Source organism: Dellaglioa sp. CoH-57-MRSF-21 (genome assembly GCF_056781915.1).
Map to the genome: position 1 here is coordinate 1 of NZ_JBXAXU010000004.1, position 24,562 is coordinate 24,562.

21 protein-coding genes and 1 pseudogene are annotated in these 24,562 nt (G+C 33.5%); 5 read left to right on the forward strand and 17 right to left on the reverse strand.

Annotated elements, in window-relative coordinates; genetic code table 11:
• Nucleotides 1-85 precede the first annotated feature (85 nt).
• Nucleotides 86-508 (forward strand): annotated as a pseudogene (locus tag AC1RPQ_RS05170) (transposase); the annotation flags it as partial.
• 126 nt (nucleotides 509-634) lie between these two features.
• On the opposite strand, the gene AC1RPQ_RS05175 reads toward AC1RPQ_RS05170, so the two are convergent.
• Nucleotides 635-2,545, reverse strand: coding sequence for an acyltransferase family protein (locus tag AC1RPQ_RS05175; RefSeq protein WP_481761719.1), 1,911 nt, complete (start codon nucleotides 2,543-2,545; stop codon nucleotides 635-637).
• An 81-nt stretch (nucleotides 2,546-2,626) separates the two neighbouring features.
• Complete coding sequence (gene obgE, locus AC1RPQ_RS05180) at nucleotides 2,627-3,943, reverse strand: GTPase ObgE (protein WP_409022424.1); 1,317 nt, start codon at nucleotides 3,941-3,943, stop codon at nucleotides 2,627-2,629.
• Nucleotides 3,944-4,137: 194 nt separating this feature from the next.
• Between obgE and AC1RPQ_RS05185 the strand changes: the two genes are divergently transcribed.
• The 3 genes from AC1RPQ_RS05185 to AC1RPQ_RS05195 are packed head-to-tail and all read left to right on the forward strand — an operon-like array spanning nucleotide 4,138 to nucleotide 7,754.
• Complete coding sequence (locus AC1RPQ_RS05185; RefSeq protein WP_481761718.1) at nucleotides 4,138-4,893, forward strand: DeoR/GlpR family DNA-binding transcription regulator; 756 nt, start codon at nucleotides 4,138-4,140, stop codon at nucleotides 4,891-4,893.
• On the forward strand, nucleotides 4,890-5,801 hold the full coding sequence (pfkB, locus tag AC1RPQ_RS05190) for a 1-phosphofructokinase (protein WP_481761717.1): 912 nt from the start codon (nucleotides 4,890-4,892) through the stop codon (nucleotides 5,799-5,801). Before AC1RPQ_RS05185 ends, pfkB begins: the two co-directional genes overlap by 4 nt.
• 24 nt (nucleotides 5,802-5,825) lie before the next feature.
• The gene (locus AC1RPQ_RS05195) at nucleotides 5,826-7,754 is read left to right on the forward strand and encodes a PTS fructose transporter subunit IIABC (protein WP_409022421.1); all 1,929 of its coding nucleotides are present in this window, start codon (nucleotides 5,826-5,828) and stop codon (nucleotides 7,752-7,754) included.
• Between the two features lie 115 nt (nucleotides 7,755-7,869).
• On the opposite strand, the gene uvrC is transcribed toward AC1RPQ_RS05195, so the two are convergent.
• From uvrC to AC1RPQ_RS05210, 3 genes are all read right to left on the reverse strand, one after another.
• The gene (gene uvrC, locus AC1RPQ_RS05200) at nucleotides 7,870-9,639 is read right to left on the reverse strand and encodes an excinuclease ABC subunit UvrC (protein ID WP_481761716.1); all 1,770 of its coding nucleotides are present in this window, start codon (nucleotides 9,637-9,639) and stop codon (nucleotides 7,870-7,872) included.
• A gap of 109 nt (nucleotides 9,640-9,748) precedes the next feature.
• Nucleotides 9,749-10,483 (reverse strand): amino acid ABC transporter ATP-binding protein, encoded by a 735-nt coding sequence (locus AC1RPQ_RS05205; RefSeq protein WP_409022419.1) that lies wholly within the window; start codon nucleotides 10,481-10,483, stop codon nucleotides 9,749-9,751.
• Nucleotides 10,476-11,936, reverse strand: coding sequence for an ABC transporter substrate-binding protein/permease (locus tag AC1RPQ_RS05210; protein ID WP_481761715.1), 1,461 nt, complete (start codon nucleotides 11,934-11,936; stop codon nucleotides 10,476-10,478). Before AC1RPQ_RS05210 ends, AC1RPQ_RS05205 begins: the two co-directional genes overlap by 8 nt.
• Before the next feature lie 202 nt (nucleotides 11,937-12,138).
• Here AC1RPQ_RS05210 and AC1RPQ_RS05215 point away from each other — a divergent pair, with 202 nt between their 5' ends.
• Entirely contained in the window at nucleotides 12,139-12,291 is a 153-nt protein-coding gene (locus AC1RPQ_RS05215; RefSeq protein WP_409022417.1) for an SPJ_0845 family protein, read from the forward strand.
• Between the two features lie 37 nt (nucleotides 12,292-12,328).
• Here AC1RPQ_RS05215 and AC1RPQ_RS05220 read toward each other — a convergent pair whose 3' ends face one another.
• The 12 genes from AC1RPQ_RS05220 to rpsO form a co-directional block, all read right to left on the reverse strand.
• Nucleotides 12,329-12,622 (reverse strand): nucleoside triphosphate pyrophosphohydrolase family protein, encoded by a 294-nt coding sequence (locus AC1RPQ_RS05220; protein WP_409022416.1) that lies wholly within the window; start codon nucleotides 12,620-12,622, stop codon nucleotides 12,329-12,331.
• The gene (yihA, locus tag AC1RPQ_RS05225) at nucleotides 12,612-13,217 is read right to left on the reverse strand and encodes a ribosome biogenesis GTP-binding protein YihA/YsxC (protein ID WP_481761714.1); all 606 of its coding nucleotides are present in this window, start codon (nucleotides 13,215-13,217) and stop codon (nucleotides 12,612-12,614) included. The genes AC1RPQ_RS05220 and yihA overlap by 11 nt, the downstream gene beginning before the upstream one ends.
• Nucleotides 13,218-13,336: 119 nt before the next feature.
• Nucleotides 13,337-13,789 (reverse strand): hypothetical protein, encoded by a 453-nt coding sequence (locus AC1RPQ_RS05230; protein WP_481761713.1) that lies wholly within the window; start codon nucleotides 13,787-13,789, stop codon nucleotides 13,337-13,339.
• Nucleotides 13,790-13,823: 34 nt separating this feature from the next.
• Complete coding sequence (locus tag AC1RPQ_RS05235; protein ID WP_409022413.1) at nucleotides 13,824-14,891, reverse strand: WxLIP family cell surface protein; 1,068 nt, start codon at nucleotides 14,889-14,891, stop codon at nucleotides 13,824-13,826.
• Between the two features lie 138 nt (nucleotides 14,892-15,029).
• Nucleotides 15,030-16,289, reverse strand: a complete 1,260-nt coding sequence (gene clpX / locus AC1RPQ_RS05240; protein WP_409022412.1) for an ATP-dependent Clp protease ATP-binding subunit ClpX — start codon at nucleotides 16,287-16,289, stop codon at nucleotides 15,030-15,032.
• Between the two features lie 177 nt (nucleotides 16,290-16,466).
• Nucleotides 16,467-17,765 carry a trigger factor gene (tig, locus tag AC1RPQ_RS05245; RefSeq protein ID WP_409022411.1) on the reverse strand — a complete coding sequence of 433 codons (1,299 nt, stop codon included), beginning with the start codon at nucleotides 17,763-17,765 and terminating at the stop codon, nucleotides 16,467-16,469.
• A gap of 149 nt (nucleotides 17,766-17,914) precedes the next feature.
• Nucleotides 17,915-19,102 (reverse strand): elongation factor Tu, encoded by a 1,188-nt coding sequence (gene tuf, locus AC1RPQ_RS05250; protein WP_409022410.1) that lies wholly within the window; start codon nucleotides 19,100-19,102, stop codon nucleotides 17,915-17,917.
• Nucleotides 19,103-19,417: 315 nt separating this feature from the next.
• The gene (locus AC1RPQ_RS05255; RefSeq protein WP_481761712.1) at nucleotides 19,418-20,338 is read right to left on the reverse strand and encodes a hypothetical protein; all 921 of its coding nucleotides are present in this window, start codon (nucleotides 20,336-20,338) and stop codon (nucleotides 19,418-19,420) included.
• Nucleotides 20,339-20,396: 58 nt separating this feature from the next.
• On the reverse strand, nucleotides 20,397-22,124 hold the full coding sequence (locus tag AC1RPQ_RS05260) for a ribonuclease J (RefSeq protein ID WP_409022408.1): 1,728 nt from the start codon (nucleotides 22,122-22,124) through the stop codon (nucleotides 20,397-20,399).
• Between the two features lie 20 nt (nucleotides 22,125-22,144).
• Nucleotides 22,145-23,014 (reverse strand): 4-hydroxy-tetrahydrodipicolinate synthase, encoded by an 870-nt coding sequence (dapA, locus tag AC1RPQ_RS05265; RefSeq protein WP_481761711.1) that lies wholly within the window; start codon nucleotides 23,012-23,014, stop codon nucleotides 22,145-22,147.
• A 23-nt stretch (nucleotides 23,015-23,037) separates the two neighbouring features.
• Nucleotides 23,038-24,087, reverse strand: a complete 1,050-nt coding sequence (locus AC1RPQ_RS05270) for an aspartate-semialdehyde dehydrogenase (RefSeq protein WP_481761710.1) — start codon at nucleotides 24,085-24,087, stop codon at nucleotides 23,038-23,040.
• A gap of 147 nt (nucleotides 24,088-24,234) precedes the next feature.
• A complete protein-coding gene (gene rpsO / locus AC1RPQ_RS05275) occupies nucleotides 24,235-24,504 on the reverse strand; it encodes a 30S ribosomal protein S15 (protein ID WP_409022405.1) in 270 nt (89 codons plus the stop codon).
• Nucleotides 24,505-24,562 lie beyond the last annotated feature (58 nt).

The following is a 24,562-nucleotide window of genomic DNA, read 5'->3' on the forward strand; positions in this document are numbered from 1 at the left end:
GGACATACAAAAATCCCTCCATGATTATCGGATGAAATTATATTATTTCATCTGACAACCATAAAGGGATTATTACAAAGCTTTAAAAACTCAGTGGCGCCTTTTTCACAAACAAGAAACAGAACTAGAAAGTTCAAAATCTGTTTATTTTTTTAGTACGAAAGAATATATGACGCAACAGAATGTTGTTGATTTAGGATTAGAACAAAGTTCTAACTTCAAAAAAGTCTATGAAACATATCAAGATATTTTATTAGCTATCAATAAAGCCGACACTTCTAATTTAACTCAGTTATTAGAAGACTATCAACCTAATAACAGTGAAATGGATACTGTAATAACCACTTTTAAAAAGAATCAGCATTATATTAAAAATAGTTTATCTTCACCATATTCAAATGGCCCTATAGAGGGACTTAACCGAAAAATTAAAACACTTAAACGTAGCTGTTACGGTTTCAGAAACTGGCATCATCTATTTGAAAGAATTTTATTAATTCATAACTAAAAAAAGGAAATCCTTTTGGATTTCCCTTAATTAAATTAGACGTTTATCGTCTCACCAACACTATTTGACGCAGACCCAAAAATAAGAAGCCCTACAAACCATAGTTTGTAGGGCTTCTTAAGTATTTTACATATTTTTAATTAATTGTCTTGCAATATACGTTGCATAATACTTTGAACCATCGGGATCTGGATGAACATTATCATCATAAAACCACTCTGTATGATCCTTACTATATGAATACCAATCAATTATATGCAAATTTGAATATTTTTTCTTTTGTGTCTCCAACATGCTATTAACGGTACCTTCCCAACGCCTTGTTGGGACATGTACATTAATCCAGTAAACTTGTTTCCCCGAACCAACTGCACTCATAATATCGTCAAACTGATCGGTTGTAAATGGACTATTTGTCCCTAAACCAATAACAACGTTATCTTGAAGTTTACCTTGCTTAGCCAACAACCTAATATCATCAGCAGCTGTATATACCTGACGACCGACTTTTGCATCAACATACATATGTGGGAAATCATCTTGTAATATGTTTTCTCCATCTGCCAATACAGAATCACCAATTGCCGTTGCATATACGCTTGAGGCTTTTTTTGTCTCAGCCTTTGTTAATGATGTTGGGCTTTGTTTTTCAGCAACTACTTTTGAAGAACTAGTTTTAGAAGCACTTTTGCTACTTGATTGTTTTTTCTTAGAACTAGACGAGCTCGGTTTTTTTAATGCGTCAGCATTCTTTTTATCAGCTACTTTAGCATTCTCACTAATAGTATTCTGTAAAGCATTCACTCCAGTAATTGAAAGACTTGGTCCGTTAATTATTCCAAACAACGCTATACCAATTATTAATGCACCCACAATAATAGAAAATTTTTGACGAGTTTTTTTAATATCCTTTGTAAAGGTTTCTTTAATAAATGTAAATGTTTGTTTATAATTAAATCTTTGTAGAGGTCTTTCTAAGAATCGATATGACAAATCACTCACTAATAAAATGATAGATATTTCAATTAGCGCGTTTAGCCATGGATGATCACCTATACTCTGAATCTTTGACTCATAGAATACCATTATTGGAAATTGATATAGGTAAATGCCATAACTTCTCTTACCAACCCAAGTAAAAACAGGATTTGTCATAATTTTGTTCATATCCGCTCCAGGATGTGCAATTGTAGCTACAAAAATCATAACTAAAACTGAAAAGAAAAACATCCCTCCACGATAAACAAGCGAACTTTGATCTGACATAGTCAAAAACAAACTAATAATTGTTATGAGCGATACTATACCTAACGCATCTAAAACAAATCGGCCTTTTTTTGAAATTTCCTTTTTTAAAGAACTGCTTGGCCAAATAAATGAAAGTGCTGACCCCAATAAAATTGAAAACATTCTTGTATCCGTTCCATAATAGACACGACTTGGATCAGATCCTGCTTTATACAAGAAGGCCATCGCTAATGCGGAAATAAAAGCTAAGATAAAGATAAGATTAAAAATCCGTTCTTTTCGTTTTAAAAACACAATTAGCAACGCCACTATAATAGGCCAGAAAAAATAGTACTGACCTTCAATTGATAGCGACCAAAGATGCGTAAATGGTGATGGCGTCCCGAAATGATCAAAATATGATTCTTTGTGCAAAACTTGAAACCAATTATAAACATATAACAAATTTGATGCGAAAATTTCTTGAATATTTTTCAATAACTCTCTTTGAAATAGTGTTATATAGGCAATAGTTGCAATCAACATCGTCAATAACGCTGGATAAAGTCGTCGAACCCGTCGAATATAAAAGCCTAGAACATCAATTTTTTTATTTTGTTCCCATTCCTGATTAAGTAAATCAGTAATCAAGTAACCCGATACAACAAAAAATATCGGTACACCTAAGTATCCACCTTGTAGACTAGATGGCACGAGGTGATAAAGGATAACCCCAATAACAGCCAATGTCCTCACGCCATCAAAGCCAGTAATATATCTGGCTTTTTTTAATCTTTTTTTCTTATCCATCTTGTTCCGTTCTCCTCTTATCTTATATAAATTACCCTTTTATTTGCTGATAGCGTAACCGTAAATTATTAATATTCCGAATTATTCAACGAACTCAAATGAGAATTTATCAATTCTCACTATATCCCCACTTTTAGCACCACGTTCACGTAAAGCATCATCGACACCCATACCACGAAGTTGACGTGCAAAACGCATCAAACTTTCGTCTCGGTCCATATTTGTCATTTGGTATAGACGTTCTAATTTTTCTCCAGAAAGAACCCAAGTTAAATCTTCATCCCTATTAATAACAAAATCAGGTGCAGATTTTTCTTGTTCTTTTTCGAAATCATAGATTTTTTGTTGTGCTTCTTGTTCTTTCAAGTTTAGTGCTGGGAACATTGGTGTTTCTTCCAATAAATCACCAGCTACATTCATTAAGGTTTGTAGTCCCTCACGAGTAATAGAAGAAGTAGAAAATACACGAGGTGTTTCTTCCACTGTAGAATCTTCTGCCAATTGTTTTTTAAATGCTTCTAACTGTTCTGCAGCCCCTGGCATATCCATCTTACTTGCCACAATTAATTGCGGACGTTCAAGTAATTCAGGGTCATAATTTTTTAATTCTTTATTAATCTTAAGATAGTCGTCAAACGGATCACGACCTTCTTCAGGATTCATATCAACTAAATGAAGAATAACACGTGTCCGCTCAATATGACGTAAAAATTGAATTCCTAATCCAACGCCAACTGAAGCCCCTTCAATCAATCCGGGTAAATCAGCAATAACAAAATCACGGTTATCATCTAAACGAACCATCCCTAAATTAGGTGATAACGTTGTAAAATGATAATCTGCAATTTTAGGTTTGGCACTTGTCACAACTGAAAGAAGCGTTGACTTACCGACAGATGGAAATCCAACTAACCCAACATCAGCTAAAACTTTTAATTCAAGTTGAATTTTACGTTCTACTCCAGGTTCACCATTTTCAGAAATTTCTGGAGCTGGATTTTTAGGACTAGCAAATCTAATATTGCCACGACCACCTCGACCACCCTTGGCAACAACAGCATAATCTCCTTTATGAACGAGATCAGCGATTACTGCTCCTGTTTCAGCATCTTTAATTGTTGTTCCTTCTGGTACTTGAACTCTTTTATCAGGTGCACCATGTCCGTGCATCCCTTTAATCATTCCTTTTTCACCAGATTCAGCTCTAAAATGTTTACTGTATCTAAAATCCATTAAAGTTCTTAATCCTTCATCTACTTCAAATACAATACTACCACCACGGCCACCATCACCACCGGCTGGTCCACCATTAGGTACATATTTTTCTCGACGGAACGCTACCATCCCGTCGCCACCTTTACCTGCTTTTATTTCAATTGTAACTTGATCTATAAACATACGATCACCTATTCTTTCCGTTGACTACTAACTTACTATTTTAAAGAAGAAAAAGTCATTTGTCTATGTATTTACTTAACTCTTTTAAAAATTCAAGCCAATTTCTCATATTTCAAATTTTTTTGGTATTTTTGAATGTTTTTGGTTGATTTTGAATGTTTTTGGTGGTATTTTATTTATAAGGAGTTGAGAAAGTGCTTACAATTGAAAGGTGCCAATATATTATTTCTGAAATTGACAAACATGGTTATATTAAGTTACAAGATATTTGTCATAAATTAAATGTCTCAGAATCAACTGTTCGACGCGATTTACAGCAGCTTGAAACTGATGGTGAATTAGTAAGAGTTCATGGTGGTGCACAAAGCATCCAATCATTAAAAGTTGAAGCAAATTTAGAAGAAAAATTTTCATTAAATACGCCAAATAAAATAGCAGTTGCTAAAGCTGCTGCAAATTTAATCAAACCTAATAATGTGATTTTTCTTGATGCTGGTAGTACAACTTTCGCAATGATTCCCTATCTTAAGTTAGTTAACAATCTAACTGTTGTTACAAACGGTGTTAATCATGCACTTTCTCTTTCTGAAAATGATATTAGAACAATCGTCATCGGTGGTCAAGTTAAAGCTAATACAAAGGCTATTGTGGGAGCTGATAGTATTAAATCAATCAAGAACCTTCAATTTGATTTAGTCTTTCTCGGTATTAATTCAATTAACAATAAATTTGGATTTAGCACACCAGATCCTGAAGAAGCCGCAGTTAAACTGGCCGCAATTCATCAAAGTCGACAAACTTATGTTTTAGCCGACAAATCAAAATTTAACCAAGTTTCATTCATTAAAGTTGCAGATCTTAATCAGGCTACAATTATCACTGATAAATTGCCGGTAACTGATTCTGAAAATTATAAAACACAAACAAAAATTTTGGAGGTACAACAATGATTTACACAGTAACTTTAAATCCTTCTATTGATTACATCGTTCAACTAGATAAGTTAACGCTTGGCGAAGTTAATCGGATGGATTATGATACAAAATTACCAGGTGGTAAAGGTATAAACGTTTCCCGAATTTTAAATGAATTGAATCAACCTAATAAAGCACTTGGTTTTATTGGTGGATTCACAGGTGAATTTATTAAGTCAGCTATGATAGCTAATCACCTAGATACTCAATTTACAAAAATAAAAGCTGATTCTAGAATTAATATTAAAATAAAAGCTGACCAAGAAACCGAAATAAATGGTAAGGGTCCTCTAATATCAGATGATGAACTTAAACTATTCAATGAGCAATTTGAAACATTGACGTCTGATGATACTGTCATTTTAGCTGGTAGTTTAGTTCCTAACCTATCTCAAGATTTTTATTATGAATTAATTAAAGTAATTCGTTCTAAAGGCGCACAATTTGTTATTGATACAACTGGTGAAGCACTATTGAAAACAATTAGTGAAAAACCTCTCGTCGTGAAACCAAATCACCATGAATTAGCCGAATTATTCAATGTTACTTTAAACGGTATCAACGATATTGTGAAATATGGTCAAAAATTATTAGAATTAGGTGCACAACATGTTTTAATTTCAATGGCTGGCGATGGCGGCCTATTGATTACTAAAGATGCTGTTTACCAAAGTAATGCGCCTAAAGGGACTGTTATTAATTCAGTTGGTGCTGGCGATTCAATGATTGCTGGTTTTACAGGTACCTTTGCAAAAACTAATGATCCTATTGAAAGTTTTAAATATGGACTAGCTTGTGGCTCCGCAACTGCATTTTCTGAAGATATTGCAACTATTGAAAAAATTAACGAAATTTTACCACAAATTGATATTAAGAAAATCTAACTATTATAAAAGGAGTTTTACACTATGGACTTAAATGAATTATTACTTAAAGATGTCATGATTATGGATCTTCAAGCAACAACAAAAGCCGAAGCAATTGATGAAATGGTACATAAATACTTTGAGGCTGGCGTGATTGATGATGAGGAACTTTACAAACAAGACATTCTAAAACGTGAAGCACAATCAACTACTGGTATCGGTGAAGGTATTGCCATGCCACATGCAAAAAATAAAGCTGTTAAACGTGCTACTGTCCTATTTGCTAAAAGTAAAGCAGGACTTGACTATGATTCACTTGATGGTCAACCTACATTTTTATTTTTCATGATTGCTGCTCCTGAAGGTGCAAACGATGCCCATTTACAAGCATTAGCTGCTTTATCAAGTCTATTAATTAATCCCGATTTAGTTGATAAATTAAAAACAGTCACAACTCCAGATGAGGTTCAAGCTGCCTTCACTGCCGCTGAAAATGAAAAAGAAGCAAAAGAAGCTGCTGCACAACTTGCTGCTAAAAACACTGATGTTAAACCATCAGGTAATCCATACGTGGTCGCTGTAACAGCCTGCCCTACTGGTATCGCTCATACTTATATGGCTGAAGCTGCCCTCATCAAACAAGCTGAAGAGATGGGCGTTGACATTAAAGTTGAAACAAATGGCTCAGAAGGTATTAAGCATCGTTTAACTGACGAAGAAATTAAACGTGCGTCTGGTGTCATTGTCGCCGCTGATAAAAAAGTTGCTATGGATCGTTTCGATGGCAAACCTTTAATTAACCGTCCTGTTACCGATGGTATTAAAAAAGCCGAAGAATTGATTACTGCCGCAGTAAACGGAAAAGCACCTATTTATCATGCTAAAGGAACCGACGCTGCTGAAAATGATGAAGAAACCTCTGGTAGTGTTTGGAATGAAATTTATAAGAACTTAATGAACGGTGTATCACACATGTTACCATTTGTTGTTGGTGGCGGTATCTTAATGGCACTCTCATTCATCGTTGAACAATACGTTCCCGGTGGCTCAAGTTCACAAACTTTTATCTTCTTAAATGGAATTGGTAATTATGCATTTGCTTTCTTAGTACCTATCTTAGCCGGTTTTATTGCTATGAGTATTGGTGATCGTCCTGCCCTTATGCCTGGTATTGTTGGTGGTTACATGGCTAACTTTGCTGCCGCAAATGTTATTAAAACTGAATCTGTTTCTGGTTTCTTAGGTGGTTTAGCAGCTGGTTTTATTGCCGGTTATGTTATTGTCGGTCTTAAAAAACTCTTTAAAAACTTACCAAAATCACTAGATGGGATGAAACCTATCCTAATCTACCCTATTTTATCCTTATTAATTGTCGGCGCGATTATGTTCTTTATGGTTAATCCTATCTTCGCACAAATTAATCATGTCTTGTCAGATTTCTTAACTCATATGGGAACAGCCAATGCCGTCTTAATCGGTACAATTCTTGCTGCTATGATGGCTATCGATATGGGTGGTCCATTTAACAAAGCAGCTTATACATTCTCAATTGGTGTCTTCACTTCTACTGGTGATGGTAAAATGATGGCTGCTGTTATGGTTGGTGGTATGATTCCTCCACTTGCAATAGCTATTGCATCAACATTCTGGAAAAATAAATTTTCTGAAGATGAAAGAAAAGCCGGTTTGTCAAACTACATTCTTGGTATTTCATTTATTACTGAAGGTGCTATTCCTTACGCAGCAGCAGATCCATTACACGTCATTACATCAAGTGTAATTGGTGCTGCAATCGGTGGTGGTTTAAGTCAATTCTGGAACGTCTCTGTTCCTGCACCTCATGGTGGTCTTTGGGTAATTGCCTTAGCTACAAATAAAACGTTCTACTTACTTTCTGTTTTAATTGGTGCTGCAGTTGCAGGGATTATCCTCGGTATCTGGCGTCCAGTTGCAAAAGAAAATAAGAAATAATTCGTTTAACTTTGAAGAGCTATCAGGATAATACCTGATAGCTCTTCTTTATTTTAAAATAAAAAGGAGTCCTTAATGACATAAATCTCTGTCATTAAGGACTCCTTTTGTAAATTTATAATGATAATTTTATTGTTTGTGCGACTGTCTTTGAAATACCTAATCCTTGTAACTCTTCCATTGAAGCGTCTTTAATATGTTTCATCGACCCAAATTCTTTTAACAATTTCGTTTTGGTTTTTGGCCCAACACCCTGGATAGAATCTAAACGAGAACTAAGTGAGTTCTTTGAATGAACTTGACGATGAAAGGTAATGGCAAATCGATGGACTTCATCTTGAATCCTTTGTAAAAGGTAAAACCCTTCACTCTTTGGATCCAATGATAGTCTTTGATCAGCATCACCAAACATTAAATCAGATGTTTTATGCTTGTTATTTTTAACCATCCCCGCTACTGGAATCATTAAATCTAATTCATTACTTAAAACGTCTTTTGCAGCTTCTATTTGTATTTCAGCACCATCCATTAAAATTAAATCTGGCATAGGCTTACCTTCCTTCAAAAGACGTGTATAACGTCGGCGAACAACTTCACGTGTACTTGCTGCTTCATCCGCATGATCAACTGTATTCAACTTATATTTGCGATATTCGCTCTTCTCAGGTTTACCATCAATAAAACTAACCATGGCTGATACCAGATCAGTCCCTTGTATATGTGAGTGATCAAAAGATTCTATTCGATGACCTTCTGGAATCCCCATAGCGTCTGTAATTTCTTTCATGGCACCAGTTGTTTTGCGCCCATCTAATTCTAGTAATCTGAATTTTTCTTCAAGAACTAAGCGAGCATTTTTTTTAGCTAATTTTAAAAGTTCACTTTTTTGCCCACGTTGTGGTGTCCGAATTGGTACTTGTAAGATATCAGATAAGATATCTGTATCAATTCCTGCTGGAACTAATATTTCTTTTGGTAACACATTATTTTTTCGATTATAAAACTGAAGGATAAAAGTTGCCATTTCTTCTTCAGCCGTTGTTACAATTGGAAAAAGTCTTTTTTCTCGCTTCATTAATCGTGCTTGCCTAATAAAGAAAACTTGAATTGACAACCAACCTTTATCCAGATAGAAATTAAACAAATCTCTAGGTGTATTATCATTTGAAATGATTTTTTGTTTTTCAACAGTAACTTCAATAAAATGAATTTGATCACGTAATTCAGCGGCACGTTCAAATAACATTTCATCCGCTGCCTTACTCATTTCTTTTTTTAGTTTTTGTTTTGCTACAATCACATTACCATTTAAAAATGATTTGATTTTTTTTATTTGAGCCTCATATTTTTCATGCGGAACTTCTTTAAAACAAGAGCCTAAACATTGCCCCATATGATAATACAAACATGGTCGCTTCTGAAATCCATTGCATCTTCTTAAAGGATAAACTTTTTGTAAAAACTGCAATGTTTCCTGAGCTGCATAAACATTTGGATAAGGACCAAAATAAAATCCACCGTCCTTATTAACCTGACTAACGATTTGCATCATTGGGTCTTTTTCATTTGTAATTTTAATATATGGATATCCAGTACCTTTCTTTAATTTTATATTATAATACGGCTGATGTTTTTGAATTAAAGTAATTTCCAACAGAAATGCTTCTTTATCAGTGGATGTAATAATTGTTTCAAAATCAACAATTTGAGAAACCAATTTAGCTGTTTTTCCATCATGCGCACTTTTGAAGTAAGAACGCACCCGATTTTTTAAATTTTTTGCTTTCCCAACATAAATAATCTGACTATTTAAATTTTTCATGATATAGCATCCTGGTAATGCTGGTAATAATGCTAATTTATTTTCGATATGCTCTGAAGCCAATCGAGGCACCTTCTTTACGTTAATATATGCTTTAATTATACCCCGAACAAGCGTTTGAATAAAGAAAATAGATTCCAAATAGACGGGAGTCTATCTGAAATCTATTTTTTTACAATATCTTTGATAAAAAATCTTGCGCACGTTCTGACGTCGGATGATCAAAAACATCTTCTGGACGTCCTTTTTCTTGAATATATCCTTGATCCATGAACCAAATTTGATCTGCTACTTCTCTAGCAAAACCCATTTCATGTGTCACAACTACCATCGTCATTCCGTCACTAGCCAACGTTTTCATAACTTTAAGTACTTCTCCGACCATTTCAGGATCTAATGCTGAAGTTGGCTCATCGAATAAGAGTACTTCTGGATCCATGGCTAATGCTCTGGCAATCGCAACTCGTTGCTTTTGACCACCAGATAAACTATCTGGATATTGTAGTGCCTTATCTGCTAATCCAACTTTTTCTAATAAATTGGTAGCTATATCAGCTGACTCTTTATCTGATATATTTTTAACTTTCATGGGAGCCAATTTTATATTCTCAATTACATTCATATTTGGAAACAAATTAAAACCTTGAAAAACCATCCCCATTTTTTCTCTCAATTGATTTAAGTCTTTTTCATTTAAACTTGTTAAATTTTCACCTTCGAATAAAATATCCCCTGATGTAGGAACTTCAAGTAGATTCAGACAACGTAAAAAGGTACTTTTACCAGATCCTGATGGTCCAATCACACAGATAACCTGTCCTTTATCAACTGATTCAGAAATATCTTTTAAAACATCATTTTTTCCAAAGGATTTTCTTAATTTATTAACTTCAATAATTTTAGACATGCTTCATCTTCCCTTCAAAGTAATTTAATAATTTAGATAAGCTAAATGTTAAAACAAAGTAAATTAACATTGCAACAAAGATAGGCGCAATACCTTTATAAGTAGCTGATTGAACCATTTTCATCTGATAAATTAAATCAGTCACACCAATAATAGAAACAATTGAACTTTCTTTTATTAATGTTATAAATTCATTTCCCAGAGCTGGCCAAATATTTTTTAGTGCTTGTGGAATAATAACAGACTGATACGTCTCTTTCTGTGAAAGCCCCAAACTTCTTGCTGCTTCCATTTGTCCATCATCAACAGAAGAGATTCCCGATCGTATTACTTCAGCTATATATGCGCCTGAATTAAGCGATACAGCAATAATACCTGCAATTAGCGCTGGAATATTTACTAACATTCCAATACCGAAGTACACAAACATCACTTGAATCATTAGAGGCGTTCCACGAACAAATTCAATGTAGGATACTGCAATTACTTTAATCACTTTATTTTTGCCCAAACGCATGAGTGCTAGCAACGTTCCTAATATAACACCAACAATAACTGAAACCGCCGTTATTAATAAAGTATAACCAATTCCTTTGGCAAAATATTTCCAATAGTGAATCATTGTGTTATCCGATGTATTTTTTGTTAAATAATTACTAGCCTCAGGTAAATATGTCGTATTTATTAAATTTTTCTTTTTAATTTCTTTAATAGACTTATTTACAGCTGCCACCAAAGTATCGGAATTCTTTGCAAATCCGGCTGCAGCTCCCCTTGCATCAGGCGCTGAGATAAATCCAGGATTAACAACTGCTAATGAACTATCATTTTGTGCGTATGCTTTAGCAGTTGGTTCTTCCATGGCAACACCCGCTACCTTACCACTTTTAAGCGCTAAAATTAAATCGGTTACTTTAGCCAACCCTTTAATATTCACATTTTTTATTTGTTCTTTACTCATTGTATATTGAAGCGATCCAGTTTGAGCCCCAACTGATAGCCCAGAAAAATCATTTAAAGTCTTATATTTATCTTCATCAGTCTTATTAACCAACATCATTTGTTTTCCATTGTAATAAACATCTGAAAAATCAATACTTTTTTTACGATCATCCGACGGATTCATACCTGAAATAACCATATCAATTTTATTAGTTTCTAAGCCAACAAGTAATGAGTCAAAATCCATTTTCTTAATTACTAACTTAACTCCAATGTCTTTAGCAATTTTTTGTGCAATTGAAATATCAAATCCAACGATTTTATCATCGCCATTAACTGTTGTTTGAAATTCATAGGGTGGATAATCTGGACTTGTTCCAAGTACTAACGTTCCCTTATCCTTAACATTCTGTAAAGAGTTACCAGTTGCAGCACTTACTTGATTACTACCAACTAACATCATGAAAAATGCGATTAATATACCTATAAACCATTTTTTATTTATTTGCATCAATTTACTCCTCTTTTTTAATTTCTCTTATTAGTGAATAAATCGATTATATGCTACAAAGATTTTTTATGCAATTAAATACATATAATAAATGACTTTATACATATAAAAGTTATTTAAAGCGCTTTTTATGCATTAATCAGTTGTCTTGTATTCATTTTAATAAACTGTTATTCTATATTTACATAAGGAGGCTACAATTATGAGCTTAAAAATCCAACGCCAAGATAACTTGGAAAGTTTATTTGATAAATTTGCACTTGACCCTAAAGATCCTGCTAAAGTTGAACTTAAGTCTTCAGAAACGGAAGAGAAGCCTAGTTCTGATGTTAAAGAATCGAAACCTAAAAAATAAAAAAATTCAGATAAGTTATAAACTTATCTGAATTTTTTTATTTTTTAAATCCATCTGGGTAACGTTTATTTAATTTTAAAATATTATCTCTTGCAACATCATCAAATTCAATATCGGCCCATTCAGCAATTTGGGATAAATACCAAAGTACATCTCCCATTTCTTTAGTTAATTTCACTTTATCTAATTCTCGACCTTTAAAAGTATAATCTTTAATTAAATCAACTAATTGTCCACCTTCAGCCGCAACACCTAATGCACAATTTGTTAAAACTTGTTCAGTTCCATATAATGTGCGATTTGCTGCTTCTTGATATTCATTAAATTCCATTTTTTTCTCCTAGTTCTGTATGACTTTCAATCCATTGCCAAATCTCTTCTTTTCCAGATTTGTCTTGAGCCGAAAATAAAACAAAATCATCTTCAGGTGTCAAAGACAATGAACGTCTTATGATACTCTCATGTTGATTCCACTTACCACGAGAAATTTTGTCGCTCTTTGTCGCAACAACCAATACAGGAATATCGTAATAGTGAAGAAAATCAACCATTTGAACATCTAATTTTGTTGGCTCATGTCGAGCATCAACTAATGAAATGACCCCTCTTAAAGAAGTACGTTCTGCTAAATAGGTTTCAATCATTTGTCCCCACTTTGCACGTTCTGTTTTTGACACTTTTGCATATCCATATCCTGGAACATCTACGAAAAATAATTTTTGTTCCACGTTATAAAAGTTCAATGTTTGCGTTTTTCCAGGCTGACTAGAAGTTCTCGCATAACTTTTACGATTTATTAACGTATTTATTAATGATGATTTTCCAACATTAGAACGTCCTGACAGTGCAATCTCAGGAATACCATCTGTTGGATACTGTGCTGGTGCAACGGCACTCATAACAAGTTCAACATTATGAACATCCATATTAAACACCTTCCTTTCAATACTCAAACCATTTTACCATATAAAAATGTGTTAATGTAACTTAATCTGAATCAAAAAGCTTTACAACATGAATTAAATAATTCGATGTTGTAAAGCTTTTATTTTGTTGCTGCCGTTTGGATAATCCAAATTATTTGTACTTCCGAATATGTTACCACATGCGTTGTCAAAATCTGAATTAAAGTATTGGGCCAATAAAATAAATATTCCCCACTACTATCTTTAGCATTTGCTGTTATATTAGTTGAATCTCCAGAAATTAGATCACCATAAGTTCTTGGCATATTCTTTAATCCAGACTGTAACTTTGGCCGAAATAAGTCAACATGTACAATATCGTTTGACTTATATTGTAGCCTACCTTTCAATTGCCATGATGGTGTCAATCCATCAGTTGCGATTATTTGCAAATAAGGTGATTCTCTATTATTACTATCAGAATAAATTGCAAATTCTGAATTATTTTTCTTAACATATTTGTTAACCGTATTAGGTAACGTACTGTACCCATACGTTATGTCTGCAGACACACTTTTAAGTGTCACGAGCATACTGAAAAATAAAATAAATAATAATATTAAATACTTACTTATCAGCTTTTTTCTTATCAACATATCTTTTAATAAGGAAAAAGATTAGTATCACTAGGATTGCGAGACCAAGACCTAAAGCAACATACCATAGCGGATTTGTTGCTTTTTGTGGATCTCCAATAGCATCTTTGTTGTACTTACTTGCATCATCATTTGTAATTGTGAAGTTTTTATTGAATTTCCAAGTGTTTTTACCACTTGTTGCTACAGCCTTTAATGTGTAGTCTCCAGCTTCTAATTGACCCTTGTCATAAAGCATTGGGAATTTGAAATTTGAATTAGGAGCCATTGATAGGTTCTTTAATGTTGTATTTTCTAAAACATCTGTTGAACCCTTTTTCATAATTTCAGATTTAATTGTTAATTTAGGAATAATTACGGCTTTATCGTTTTGGAATACAGGGAATACACCTTTACGATAGTTTCTCATACCAGCTTTAACTGATAATAAATTCATATTTGGTTCAACCGTCTTCTTCTCTAAAATTTTAATTCCAATTGCATATGAATATGCATTTGAAATTGAAATCCCTTTTTTATTACTTGTTTCTTTAGTTGAATTATCAACTTTTTCAAAATACCAGCTACCTAACAAAACACCGTTGAAACTATCTTTTGGCATAGTAATTGTAGCCTTAACGATTTTACTTCCTTTAGCAGGAACTGTTACGACACTACCTGAATCTAACTTAGTAAGTGAAGCTAAAGGATATTTCATTGATTTATCAATATTCTTTTTTGCTAATTCTTTTGCATATTCAAGCTGACCATTATCATTTGTAGATGCTGTATAAACAGCATTACGAATTTTTAATGCTTTGTCTGATGAATTAAAGATTTTAACTGAAATCGTTTCTTTTTCCTTAGCATCCAATTTCAAATCAAAGTATGATTGTTTCAAACTAGCTTTAACTTGTTTATCAGATTGAATACTTTGAACACTGTACCCAATATTATTTGCAGGAGCCTTAGCTTCAACAGACTTATTGAATAACCCAAGTCCACCCAACAATACCCCAGAAAATCCGAACAAAATCGCTTTTTTTATTGTTTTATTCATGACGTCCACCCTTTATTATTTATTAAAATTATTAACCTTAAATTCATTATACTACATTTATATTCATTACTATGTCTTTTTTTTAGAGTGTACTCACTATATTTGACAGTCTTTAAATGACTATACTCTAACAAGACTTTAAGATGCTGCTTTCTTGCTCCCTTTAATTATTACAGGACCATCAGTTTGATCAACTGTTGCTTTAGTGATAATTACGCGCTCGATGTCTTCTTGGCTTGGAATATCAAACATAACATCACGCATTGTTTCTTCAATAATAGATCGCAAACCTCGTGCCCCAGTATCTCGCTTAATAGCAAGTTCGGCAACTCGTGACAATGCCTCAGGTTCGAATTCAAGCGTCACACCATCTAATTCAACAAGTTTTGTATATTGTTTAACCAATGCATTTTTAGGTTCCGTTAAAATTCGAACTAAATCTTCTTCTTTTAATTCTTCTAAAGCTGTCATAATTGGTAAACGACCAACAAATTCAGGAATTAATCCAAATTTTAATAAATCTTCTGGAATAATTTGTTGCATAACACTATTTTGTTCATCAATAGTTTCAGAATTGGATTCAGCACCGAAACCAATCGTTTTATCGCCTAATCGATTTTTGACCATTGTTTCAATTCCAGCAAATGCCCCACCAACAATAAATAAAATATTCTTAGTATCTATTTGAATTAATTCTTGTTGTGGGTGTTTACGTCCACCTTGAGGCGGAACACTTGCAATAGTACCTTCAAGAATCTTTAAAAGTGCCTGTTGAACACCCTCACCTGATACATCACGTGTGATTGAAACATTCTCACTCTTCTTAGCAATTTTATCGATTTCATCAATGTAGATAATTCCTTTTTCAGCTTTTGCAACATCATAATCTGCACTTTGCAATAATTTTAAAAGGATATTTTCAACATCTTCACCAACATATCCAGCCTCAGTTAAAGTAGTGGCATCTGCAATAGCAAATGGTACGTTTAAAATTTTAGCTAAACTTTGTGCTAAATATGTCTTACCTGATCCCGTAGGACCAACTAAACAAATATTACTTTTTTGTAATTCTGTTTCGTCATTATCTTCGTCAACTTCAAGCATATGATTAACTCGTTTATAATGATTATAAACCGCAACTGACAACGTTTTTTTAGATTGATCTTGCCCAATTACATAATCATTCAATTTATTCATAATTGCTTGTGGTTTTAATACAAGTAATGGTTCAGAATCCATTTGTTCCCTGAATTCCTCGTCGATAATTTCCTTACATAAATCAACACATTCATTACAAATATAAACACCAGGTCCAGCAACGATTTTCATTACTTGATCTTGTGACTTACCGCAAAAAGAACAATTTACGGGTCCGCCTTCTTCAGTATTTTCGAACATTTTACCACCTCGTATTTTTCTTCTCATCTTTTACTTTATGCATACCTATAGTACCAAATAAAGCAATATTTCGCGAATATTTACGTTCAAATGTATTTAACAAAAAAGATTGAAGCTAATAAACTCGCTTCAATCTCATTCATTCAAAATGATTAATCAAAATATCCGATTAATTATTTATTTTTTCATTTTTGCTTCTTCAACTGCTGAGTCAGCTAACTCGTCAACAACTTTCTTGATAGCAATATCATGTTTTACCATATCGTCTGAAAGAGCAGAACGAACTGCTTCTTCTTCCATACCATATTGTTCTGCTAAGTTTGATATTTCAGATGAAACTTCTTCTTCAGAAGGTTCAATTTTTTCAGCGGCAACGATAGCTTCTAACACAAGATTTGTTTTAACACGACGTTCTGCGCCTTCTTCAAATTGTTTGTGTAAATCGTCTTCACTTGTTCCTGTTAATTGGAAGTACATCTTTGTGTCAATTCCTTGTTGTTGCATATTTGCAAGGTATTGATCCATTTGGCGATGAACATCTTCTTCAATCATTGAATTAGGAATTTCATCAACTTTAGCATTATCAACTGCTAATTCAATTGCTGCATCTTGAATTGCTTCCTTAGCTGCAGCTTCTTTTGTTTCTTTAATTTGATCTTTTGTTTTTGCTTGTAATTCTTCAAGCGTATTAACTTCTTCATCAACATCTTTAGCAAATTCATCATCCATTTCTGGAAGTTCTTTGCCTTTGACTTCATGAACTTTAACAGCAAATACTGCTTCTTTACCACGTAAGTCTTCAGCTTGGTAATCTTCAGGGAATGTAACTTTTACGTCAACATCCTCTCCAGCTTTATGTCCTACCAATTGGTCTTCAAATCCAGGAATAAATGAATTTGAACCTAATTCAAGAGTATAATTTTCTGATTTTCCACCATCAAATGCAACGCCATCAACTTTACCTTCAAAATCAATGATAACAGTGTCGCCAGAAATAGCTGCTTCGTCTTCTTTAAGTACAAGTTCAGCTTGTTGTTGACGTTTTGCTTCTAAACTATCTTCTACGTCTTTTTTAGTTACTCGACGTGATTGTTTAGGAACAGTTAATCCTTTATAGTCACCTAATTCAACTTCTGGTTGAAGTGTAACTTTAGCTTTAAGGACCCATGTAGAATCTTTTTCTAAACTATCAATGTTAATATCAGGTTGATCAACGGGTGATACTTTAACTTCTTCAAGTGCCTTTTCGTATGCTTCTGGCAATAGAATGTTTAAAGCATCTTCGTATAATGATTCTTCACCATACATTCTGTTAAATACTTGACGTGAAACTTTTCCTTTACGGAATCCAGGAACAGTTAAATCTTTCTTAACTTTTAAGAAAGCTTTTTCCAATCCTTCTTTAATTTTATCAGTTTCAATTTCGAATGTTATTTCTCCATTGTTTTTACCTGTTTTTTCAAATTTTGCTGACATTGTTTTCCCTCCGGTAGAACAAAAATTTTATATTCGTACTATTTATATACTTGTCTATTTTACCGTATCATTACTAGATTGTAAATGGTTATAAAAAAAAATTCGAAAAGCAAAAGCTTTCCGAATTTCTTTTTTTAATTAATTAAAAATTAATCATCAATTTCTGAAACGACTCCGGCACCAACAGTACGGCCACCTTCACGAACAGTAAATTTAAGACCTTTTTCAATAGCAACTGGGGCGATTAATGATACTGTAAATGTAACGTTATCACCAGGCATAACCATTTCTACACCTTCTGGTAATTCAATAACACCAGTAACATCAGTTGTATGGAAGAAGAATTGAGGACGGTAGTTTGAGAAGAATGGAGTATGACGTCCACCTTCTTCCTTAGAAAGGATATAAACTTCGCCTTTGAATAATTTGTGAGTTTTGATTGAACCAGGTTGTGCAAGAACTTGTCCACGTTCGATTTGTTCGCGATCAACACCACGGAGTAAAGCACCAACGTTATCGCCGGCTTCACCTTCGTCAAGTGTTTTACGGAACATTTCGATACCTGTAACTGTTGTTTTAAGAACATCTTCATGTAAACCAACAATTTCAATATCGTCTCCGACTTTAACTGTACCACGATCGATACGACCTGAAGCAACAGTTCCACGACCAGTAATTGTAAATACATCTTCAACTGGCATTAAGAATGGTTGGTCTGTAGGACGAACTGGTGTTGGGATGTATGAATCAACAGTATCCATTAATAATTCAACTTGTTTTACAGCTTCTGGATCGCCTTCAAGGGCTTTAAGAGCTGAACCACGGATAACAGGAATATCATCGCCTGGGAAATCATATTCGCTTAATAATTCACGAACTTCCATTTCTACAAGGTCTAATAATTCTTCATCATCAACCAAATCAGTTTTGTTTAAGAACACGATAAGGTAATCAACACCAACTTGGCGAGCAAGTAAGATATGTTCACGTGTTTGAGGCATAGGGCCATCAGTTGCGGCTACAACTAAGATAGCACCATCCATTTGTGCAGCACCAGTGATCATGTTTTTAACGTAATCAGCATGTCCTGGAGCATCGATATGTGCGTAATGACGTGCAGCTGTTTCGTATTCAACATGGGCAGTATTGATAGTAATACCACGTTCACGTTCTTCAGGTGCAGCATCGATTGAAGCGAAATCTGCTGCTTCACCGAAACCGTTGTCTGATAATACTTTACTAATTGCAGCTGTTAAAGTTGTCTTCCCATGATCGACATGTCCAATAGTACCAATATTAACATGGGGTTTTGTTCGTTCGTAATGTTCTTTTGCCATGAATAAGAGCCTCCTAGTGTTTTTGTAAGAATAAAACAGTTTTAGAAAATCTAACCCTGATGATTCTTTGTTTTTATTATACTACTTCTTTATTTAATAACAAAATACATTATCATCAAATAAAGAAGAATCCTTAAAATATTATATAGACTGTTTAGAGTTTTGTAAATACCTATTTAAAGAATACTGAAACTTTTTATCTCGTCTTAAAATAACCTGGTTAAATCTACGCTCATACAACTAAATCTAAGTGAAATTTTGGATTCTTTATTAGAATATCATAGATTACTGTAAACGGCTAGCTTTACCTAATCATTAATTCATAATTTCAGTTAATTCTTTCGAAAGTAATGCATTTAATTCAACCATATACGTTAAATTTTCAGTCCTTTTAAAAGTGGATTCCATACCTAACTCACTTTTTACTAATTCAATCCATTCTTTCTCAATACCCAAAAAATCACTTGCAAAAGGATAAATCATCCCCAATTTTAAATTTAACATATGATTTAAAGAATTATTCATTTGTACATCAATAGTTCCCTCATCATTTTTTGTTAATTGATTAATTGTCAGTAATACAGGTTCATTTTCATTTGCAACTAATTTTTTTACGTCAATTTTTTTCTGAGTTCCATCAACCCATAAATAGTTTATTATTTCAATATTATTAGGTATCTTTTGTACCTCTTGCAATAGACTTGATTTTATAATTGGATGTACGTCTTTATCCATAAATATTTTTTGACAAGCATCTAAGAATTCATTTTTAGGTAGTACCAGTCCACTTTGAACAATTTGTTGCTGTCCAAAAAAGTCCACTGAACCTAAGTGTGCAAATTGACGTTCATTTTGTCTAAGTTGTTTATCGAATTTTTCACGGCATTCATTTTCAGCATCCAAAACTAGTGATGTGGCAAAAGGTTGCTCTTTAACCAATTGCCAAGCTCGAATAAATTTATTGTTTTTTAACAGTATATTTAAATAAACTGCAAATTGATCCCCACGTTTTAAGTAATCGCTATAAAATTCGTCAGCGATAATTAACGCTTCTTGAAATTGAGCATCCAAAACTAGAGAATTAACCAATAATTTATTATTTTTAAAACTACGATGACCATCATAATTTTTTGTGAATAATTGTGATGCTAGTTGATAATTTTTGTCACTTACAGCCTTTTTTGCTAACTGATAATTTTGTTTCTCTTGGTCGGGAAACGGAATAATTTCTGCCATAATATCCTCTATTTATTCTAAAAAAAGGGATAACAACATTTGTGTTATCCCTTTTTGATTATTTTTCGTTATTTTTTGTTTCCGCCGGTTTAACTTCTTTAGACTTTGTTGATTTTCTATGATACTGATTAATTTCCATAATAACAGGTAAAATAACTGGACGTCGTTTTGTTTGTTCATATAGGAAATGACTCATTTTTTCACGAACATCTTGTTTTAAATGTCCCCAATCAAATTCTTTATTGTTCAAATTATCTTGTACTGTTTCTGACACAATTTCAGCACTCTTTTCAATTAAATCAAGGCTCGTTTTTGTATAAACAAATCCTCTTGATGTAATTTTAGGCTTGTTTATGATTTTTTTCTTTTTACGATCAATTGTGACGACTGCAATAAAAATACCATCTTCAGAAAGTATTTTACGATCTCTCAGTACAATATTTCCAATATCACCAACACCAATACCATCAATCATGGTATTTCCTGCTTCAACTTGCGATCCTAAATTCATTTTTCCTTCAGAATAACTTAAAACATCACCCTTACCAGTAATAAAGATATGATCATATGGCATTCCTAATGTATGTGCTAAATCAGCATGTGCCGCAAGTAATCGATATTCACCTTGAATTGGAACCAGGTATTTTGGTTTCATTAAATTGATCATTAGTTGTAAATCATTTTGACCAGCATGACCTGAAGAATTTAATTCATCAGAAATTGCTTTCACATCAGCTCCTGCTCGGTAAATGAGATCTCTTGTCTTTGCCACATTAGTTTCCATAGCTTTTGACGTTGTTGTCGTAATGAAAACAAGATCTCCTTCATGAATATTAACAGTTGAATGTTGATTTAAAGCCATTCGCTGTAATGATTTTAAAGGTTCACCCATTTTACCTGTTTCCAATATAATTAGTTGATCATCGTCATATTTGCTAATATCACTCATTGGAACAATTAAATTTTCATCAGGAAGAACTAATTTCTTCAAATCCATAGCTGTTTTAACGATTTTTTCAACATCGTGTCCTGTTAATATAACCTTTCGATGACTTTCCTTTGCAGCATTTAGTATCTGTTGTACTCGTAATATATTTGATGCCACACAGGCAACAATAATACGACCTTTTTGATATTCAAATGTTTCATTAATGTATTCGTCAATTGCACTTTCATTGACTGTTGGGAATGGGTTCTCAGCATTAGCTGAATCACTTAATAACGCTAAAACACCATTCTTACCAATCTCAGCTAAACGTCCAAAATCTGTTTGGTAAACTGGTGCCGCAGCTTGATCGAACTTAAAATCACCTGTATAAACAATCTGCCCTTCATCAGTACCTAAAACGATTCCTAATGATTCAGGAATTGAATGGGTCGTTTTAAAGAATGAAATTGTCGTTTTACCAAAATCAATCTCAGTCTGATCATTAACAACGTGAAAATCAGAAAATTTACTTGCCTTAGGATCATTTTCAATATTAATTTTTGCTAATGCAATTGTTAATTCTGATCCAAAAACAGGCACATCAAATTCACTCACAAAGTATGGTAATGCACCAATTGCATCTGCATGCCCATGTGTTAAGAAAACACCTACAATTCGTTCTTTATTTTCTCTCAAATAACTAAAATCAGGAATTACAATATCAATCCCTAATAAGCCATTTTCTGGATACATTAATCCAGAATCAAAAATAAATAGATCATCATCCACTTCAACGACATACATATTTTTACCATTTTCTCGAACGCCACCAAGTGGAATTATTTTAACTTTACTCATTACTTCACCTCTTACATATTTTATATTTTTAGTATTTTCACTAGTTGATTTATTTCATTGTCAGTTAATGCCTCTATTGGTAAACGACACCCACCTACTAAGATACCCTTGTAATTTAAAGCTGCTTTAGCTGGTCCAGGAGATGGAAGAGAAAAAAGTGCAGCCATTTTTGGCGTCAACTCTCTTTGAATATCTCCTGCAAGCTTAATATTTCCATCTTGTACAGCTTGATACATTTTAGTCATTTCAATACCAAATATATGGCTTGCAACAGAAATAACACCACTTGCTCCTAAGATTTTTGCAGTCAAACTATCCGTATCTTCACCAGTATACACCAAGAAATCATCTGGCGTTTGTTCAACAATACGACTTAAATTTTCACTACCTGTACAATCTTTAATACCAATAATATGATTATTATTAGATAACTTAACAATTGTTTCAACAGTCATAGTTACGCCTGTACGACCCGGAATATTATAAATGAAAATAGGCAATTTCGAAGCATTTGCAACTGCTTCAAAATGAGCAATCATACCTTTTTGATTAGGCTTATTATAGTATGGCACAACAACTAAAGCTGCGTCCACACCAGTAATAGCGGCTACCTCATTGGTAAAATCAATTGTCTCCATAGTATTATTTGATCCTGTACCAGCCATAATTGGAACTCTACCATTAACTATTGCCACTGTTTTTTTAATCAAATTTAATTTTTCAGAATGATTCAACGTAGGCGATTCGCCCGTAGTACCATTAACCAGGATACCTTTTGAACCTGTTAAAATTAAATGTTCAATTAATTTAATTAAGCGATCTTCATCCACTTGATTCTGATCATTAAATGGTGTGACCATAGCTGTCATTATATCTACATTTTCAAACATTCGCTTAATTCACTCCTTTCTTTTTACTTTGGAACTCTTAATAAATCTAATTCATGCAATTTTTCAGCAATTTGAACTGAATTCCATGCAGCACCTTTTAACAAATTATCCGAAACGACCCATAATTGGAAGGCATTATCCTGTTCTAAATCAGCTCTAACACGACCAACAAATGTATCTTTCTTACCAGTGGCATTAATTGCTTGTGGATATATCTGTTGTTCCGGATTATCTTGTAAAACCACACCGGGTGCATCTGCAAGAATATTTTGAATTTGTTTAACAGAAGCATCATGACTTTCAACTTCAAACCAAACAGATTCCGAATGGCTAACAACAACTGGTACACGTACACATGTTGCAGTAACTTGAATATCTTGATTAGACATTATTTTCTTCGTTTCATGAATCATTTTCCATTCTTCATGTGTATAACCTGTGTCTTCAAAAACATCAATTTGTGGTAGTGGATTAAATGCAATTGGATAATGCTTTTTATCACCAGAAGCTGGTAAAATCTTTGCTTCCATCTCTTCGCCATCAAGATAAGCTTGTGTTTCATCTTTTAATTCTTGAATAGCTAAGTTTCCAGCACCACTAACAGCTTGCATTGTTGTAACAACAACCTTCTTTAAACCGTAATTTTTACGAATTGGTTCTAGTGCAACTACCATTTGGATAGTTGAACAATTTGGGTTAGCAATTAGTCCTTTGTGTTCATAAAGTGCCTGTTCATTAACTTCAGGAACTACTAGTGGGACATCAGGATCCATTCTAAACGCACTAGTGTTGTCTACAACAACTGCACCACGTTTAATTGCTTCAGGTGCAAACTTTTTAGATACACTACCGCCAGCAGAAAATAGAGCCAAATCAACATTCTCAAAAGAATCAGATGTTGTTTCTTCTACGATAACATCCTGACCTTTAAATTTTAATACTTGTCCTGCAGAACGTTTAGATGCCAAATATTTAATACTATTGATGGGTAAACTTGTTTCTTCTAGCATTTGAATCATTCGTGTTCCAACAGCGCCTGTAGCACCGACAACCGCAACTCTATATCCGTCCATTGAAAAAAACCTTCTTTTTCTTTATTTGAATCTCAATTATACCATAAAATTTATGAACGTTTTACATTTAACTCACTTATAGTAGACATATCTTAAATTTTAAAAATAAAAAAAGCAAAACTCTTATTAAGAGTTTTGCTTTTAGTTTTAACGACGAAGACCTAAGCGTTGGATCAATTCACGGTAACGTTGAATATCTTTGTTACGTAAATATGCTAAAAGGTTACGACGATGTCCGATTTTCTTCATCAAACCACGTTGTGAAGCGAAATCTTTTTTATGAACGCCGATATGTGCATTCAATTCAACGATATCTGCAGTAAGTACAGCGATTTGTACTTCAGCAGAACCTGTATCGCCTTCTTGACGAGCATATTCGTTCATAATTTCTGTTTTCTTTTCATTTGTAATTGCCATTAGTGTTTCCCACCTTTCTGAATCTAAATGCCTAAAACCGAGTAAGTCGTCGGTGAGA

Bases quoted from the DNA above. Each gene is read 5' to 3' on its own strand.
- AC1RPQ_RS05175 (WP_481761719.1), bottom strand. From the start codon at position 2,545: ATGGATAAGAAAAAAAGATTAAAAAAAGCCAGATATATTACTGGCTTT.
- obgE (WP_409022424.1), bottom strand. From the start codon at position 3,943: ATGTTTATAGATCAAGTTACAATTGAAATAAAAGCAGGTAAAGGTGGC.
- pfkB (WP_481761717.1), top strand. From the start codon at position 4,890: ATGATTTACACAGTAACTTTAAATCCTTCTATTGATTACATCGTTCAA.
- AC1RPQ_RS05195 (WP_409022421.1), top strand. From the start codon at position 5,826: ATGGACTTAAATGAATTATTACTTAAAGATGTCATGATTATGGATCTT.
- AC1RPQ_RS05205 (WP_409022419.1), bottom strand. From the start codon at position 10,483: ATGTCTAAAATTATTGAAGTTAATAAATTAAGAAAATCCTTTGGAAAA.
- AC1RPQ_RS05210 (WP_481761715.1), bottom strand. From the start codon at position 11,936: ATGCAAATAAATAAAAAATGGTTTATAGGTATATTAATCGCATTTTTC.
- AC1RPQ_RS05215 (WP_409022417.1), top strand. From the start codon at position 12,139: ATGAGCTTAAAAATCCAACGCCAAGATAACTTGGAAAGTTTATTTGAT.
- AC1RPQ_RS05220 (WP_409022416.1), bottom strand. From the start codon at position 12,622: ATGGAATTTAATGAATATCAAGAAGCAGCAAATCGCACATTATATGGA.
- yihA (WP_481761714.1), bottom strand. From the start codon at position 13,217: ATGGATGTTCATAATGTTGAACTTGTTATGAGTGCCGTTGCACCAGCA.
- AC1RPQ_RS05230 (WP_481761713.1), bottom strand. From the start codon at position 13,789: ATGCTCGTGACACTTAAAAGTGTGTCTGCAGACATAACGTATGGGTAC.
- AC1RPQ_RS05235 (WP_409022413.1), bottom strand. From the start codon at position 14,891: ATGAATAAAACAATAAAAAAAGCGATTTTGTTCGGATTTTCTGGGGTA.
- clpX (WP_409022412.1), bottom strand. From the start codon at position 16,289: ATGTTCGAAAATACTGAAGAAGGCGGACCCGTAAATTGTTCTTTTTGC.
- tig (WP_409022411.1), bottom strand. From the start codon at position 17,765: ATGTCAGCAAAATTTGAAAAAACAGGTAAAAACAATGGAGAAATAACA.
- tuf (WP_409022410.1), bottom strand. From the start codon at position 19,102: ATGGCAAAAGAACATTACGAACGAACAAAACCCCATGTTAATATTGGT.
- AC1RPQ_RS05255 (WP_481761712.1), bottom strand. From the start codon at position 20,338: ATGGCAGAAATTATTCCGTTTCCCGACCAAGAGAAACAAAATTATCAG.
- AC1RPQ_RS05260 (WP_409022408.1), bottom strand. From the start codon at position 22,124: ATGAGTAAAGTTAAAATAATTCCACTTGGTGGCGTTCGAGAAAATGGT.
- dapA (WP_481761711.1), bottom strand. From the start codon at position 23,014: ATGTTTGAAAATGTAGATATAATGACAGCTATGGTCACACCATTTAAT.
- AC1RPQ_RS05270 (WP_481761710.1), bottom strand. From the start codon at position 24,087: ATGGACGGATATAGAGTTGCGGTTGTCGGTGCTACAGGCGCTGTTGGA.
- rpsO (WP_409022405.1), bottom strand. From the start codon at position 24,504: ATGGCAATTACAAATGAAAAGAAAACAGAAATTATGAACGAATATGCT.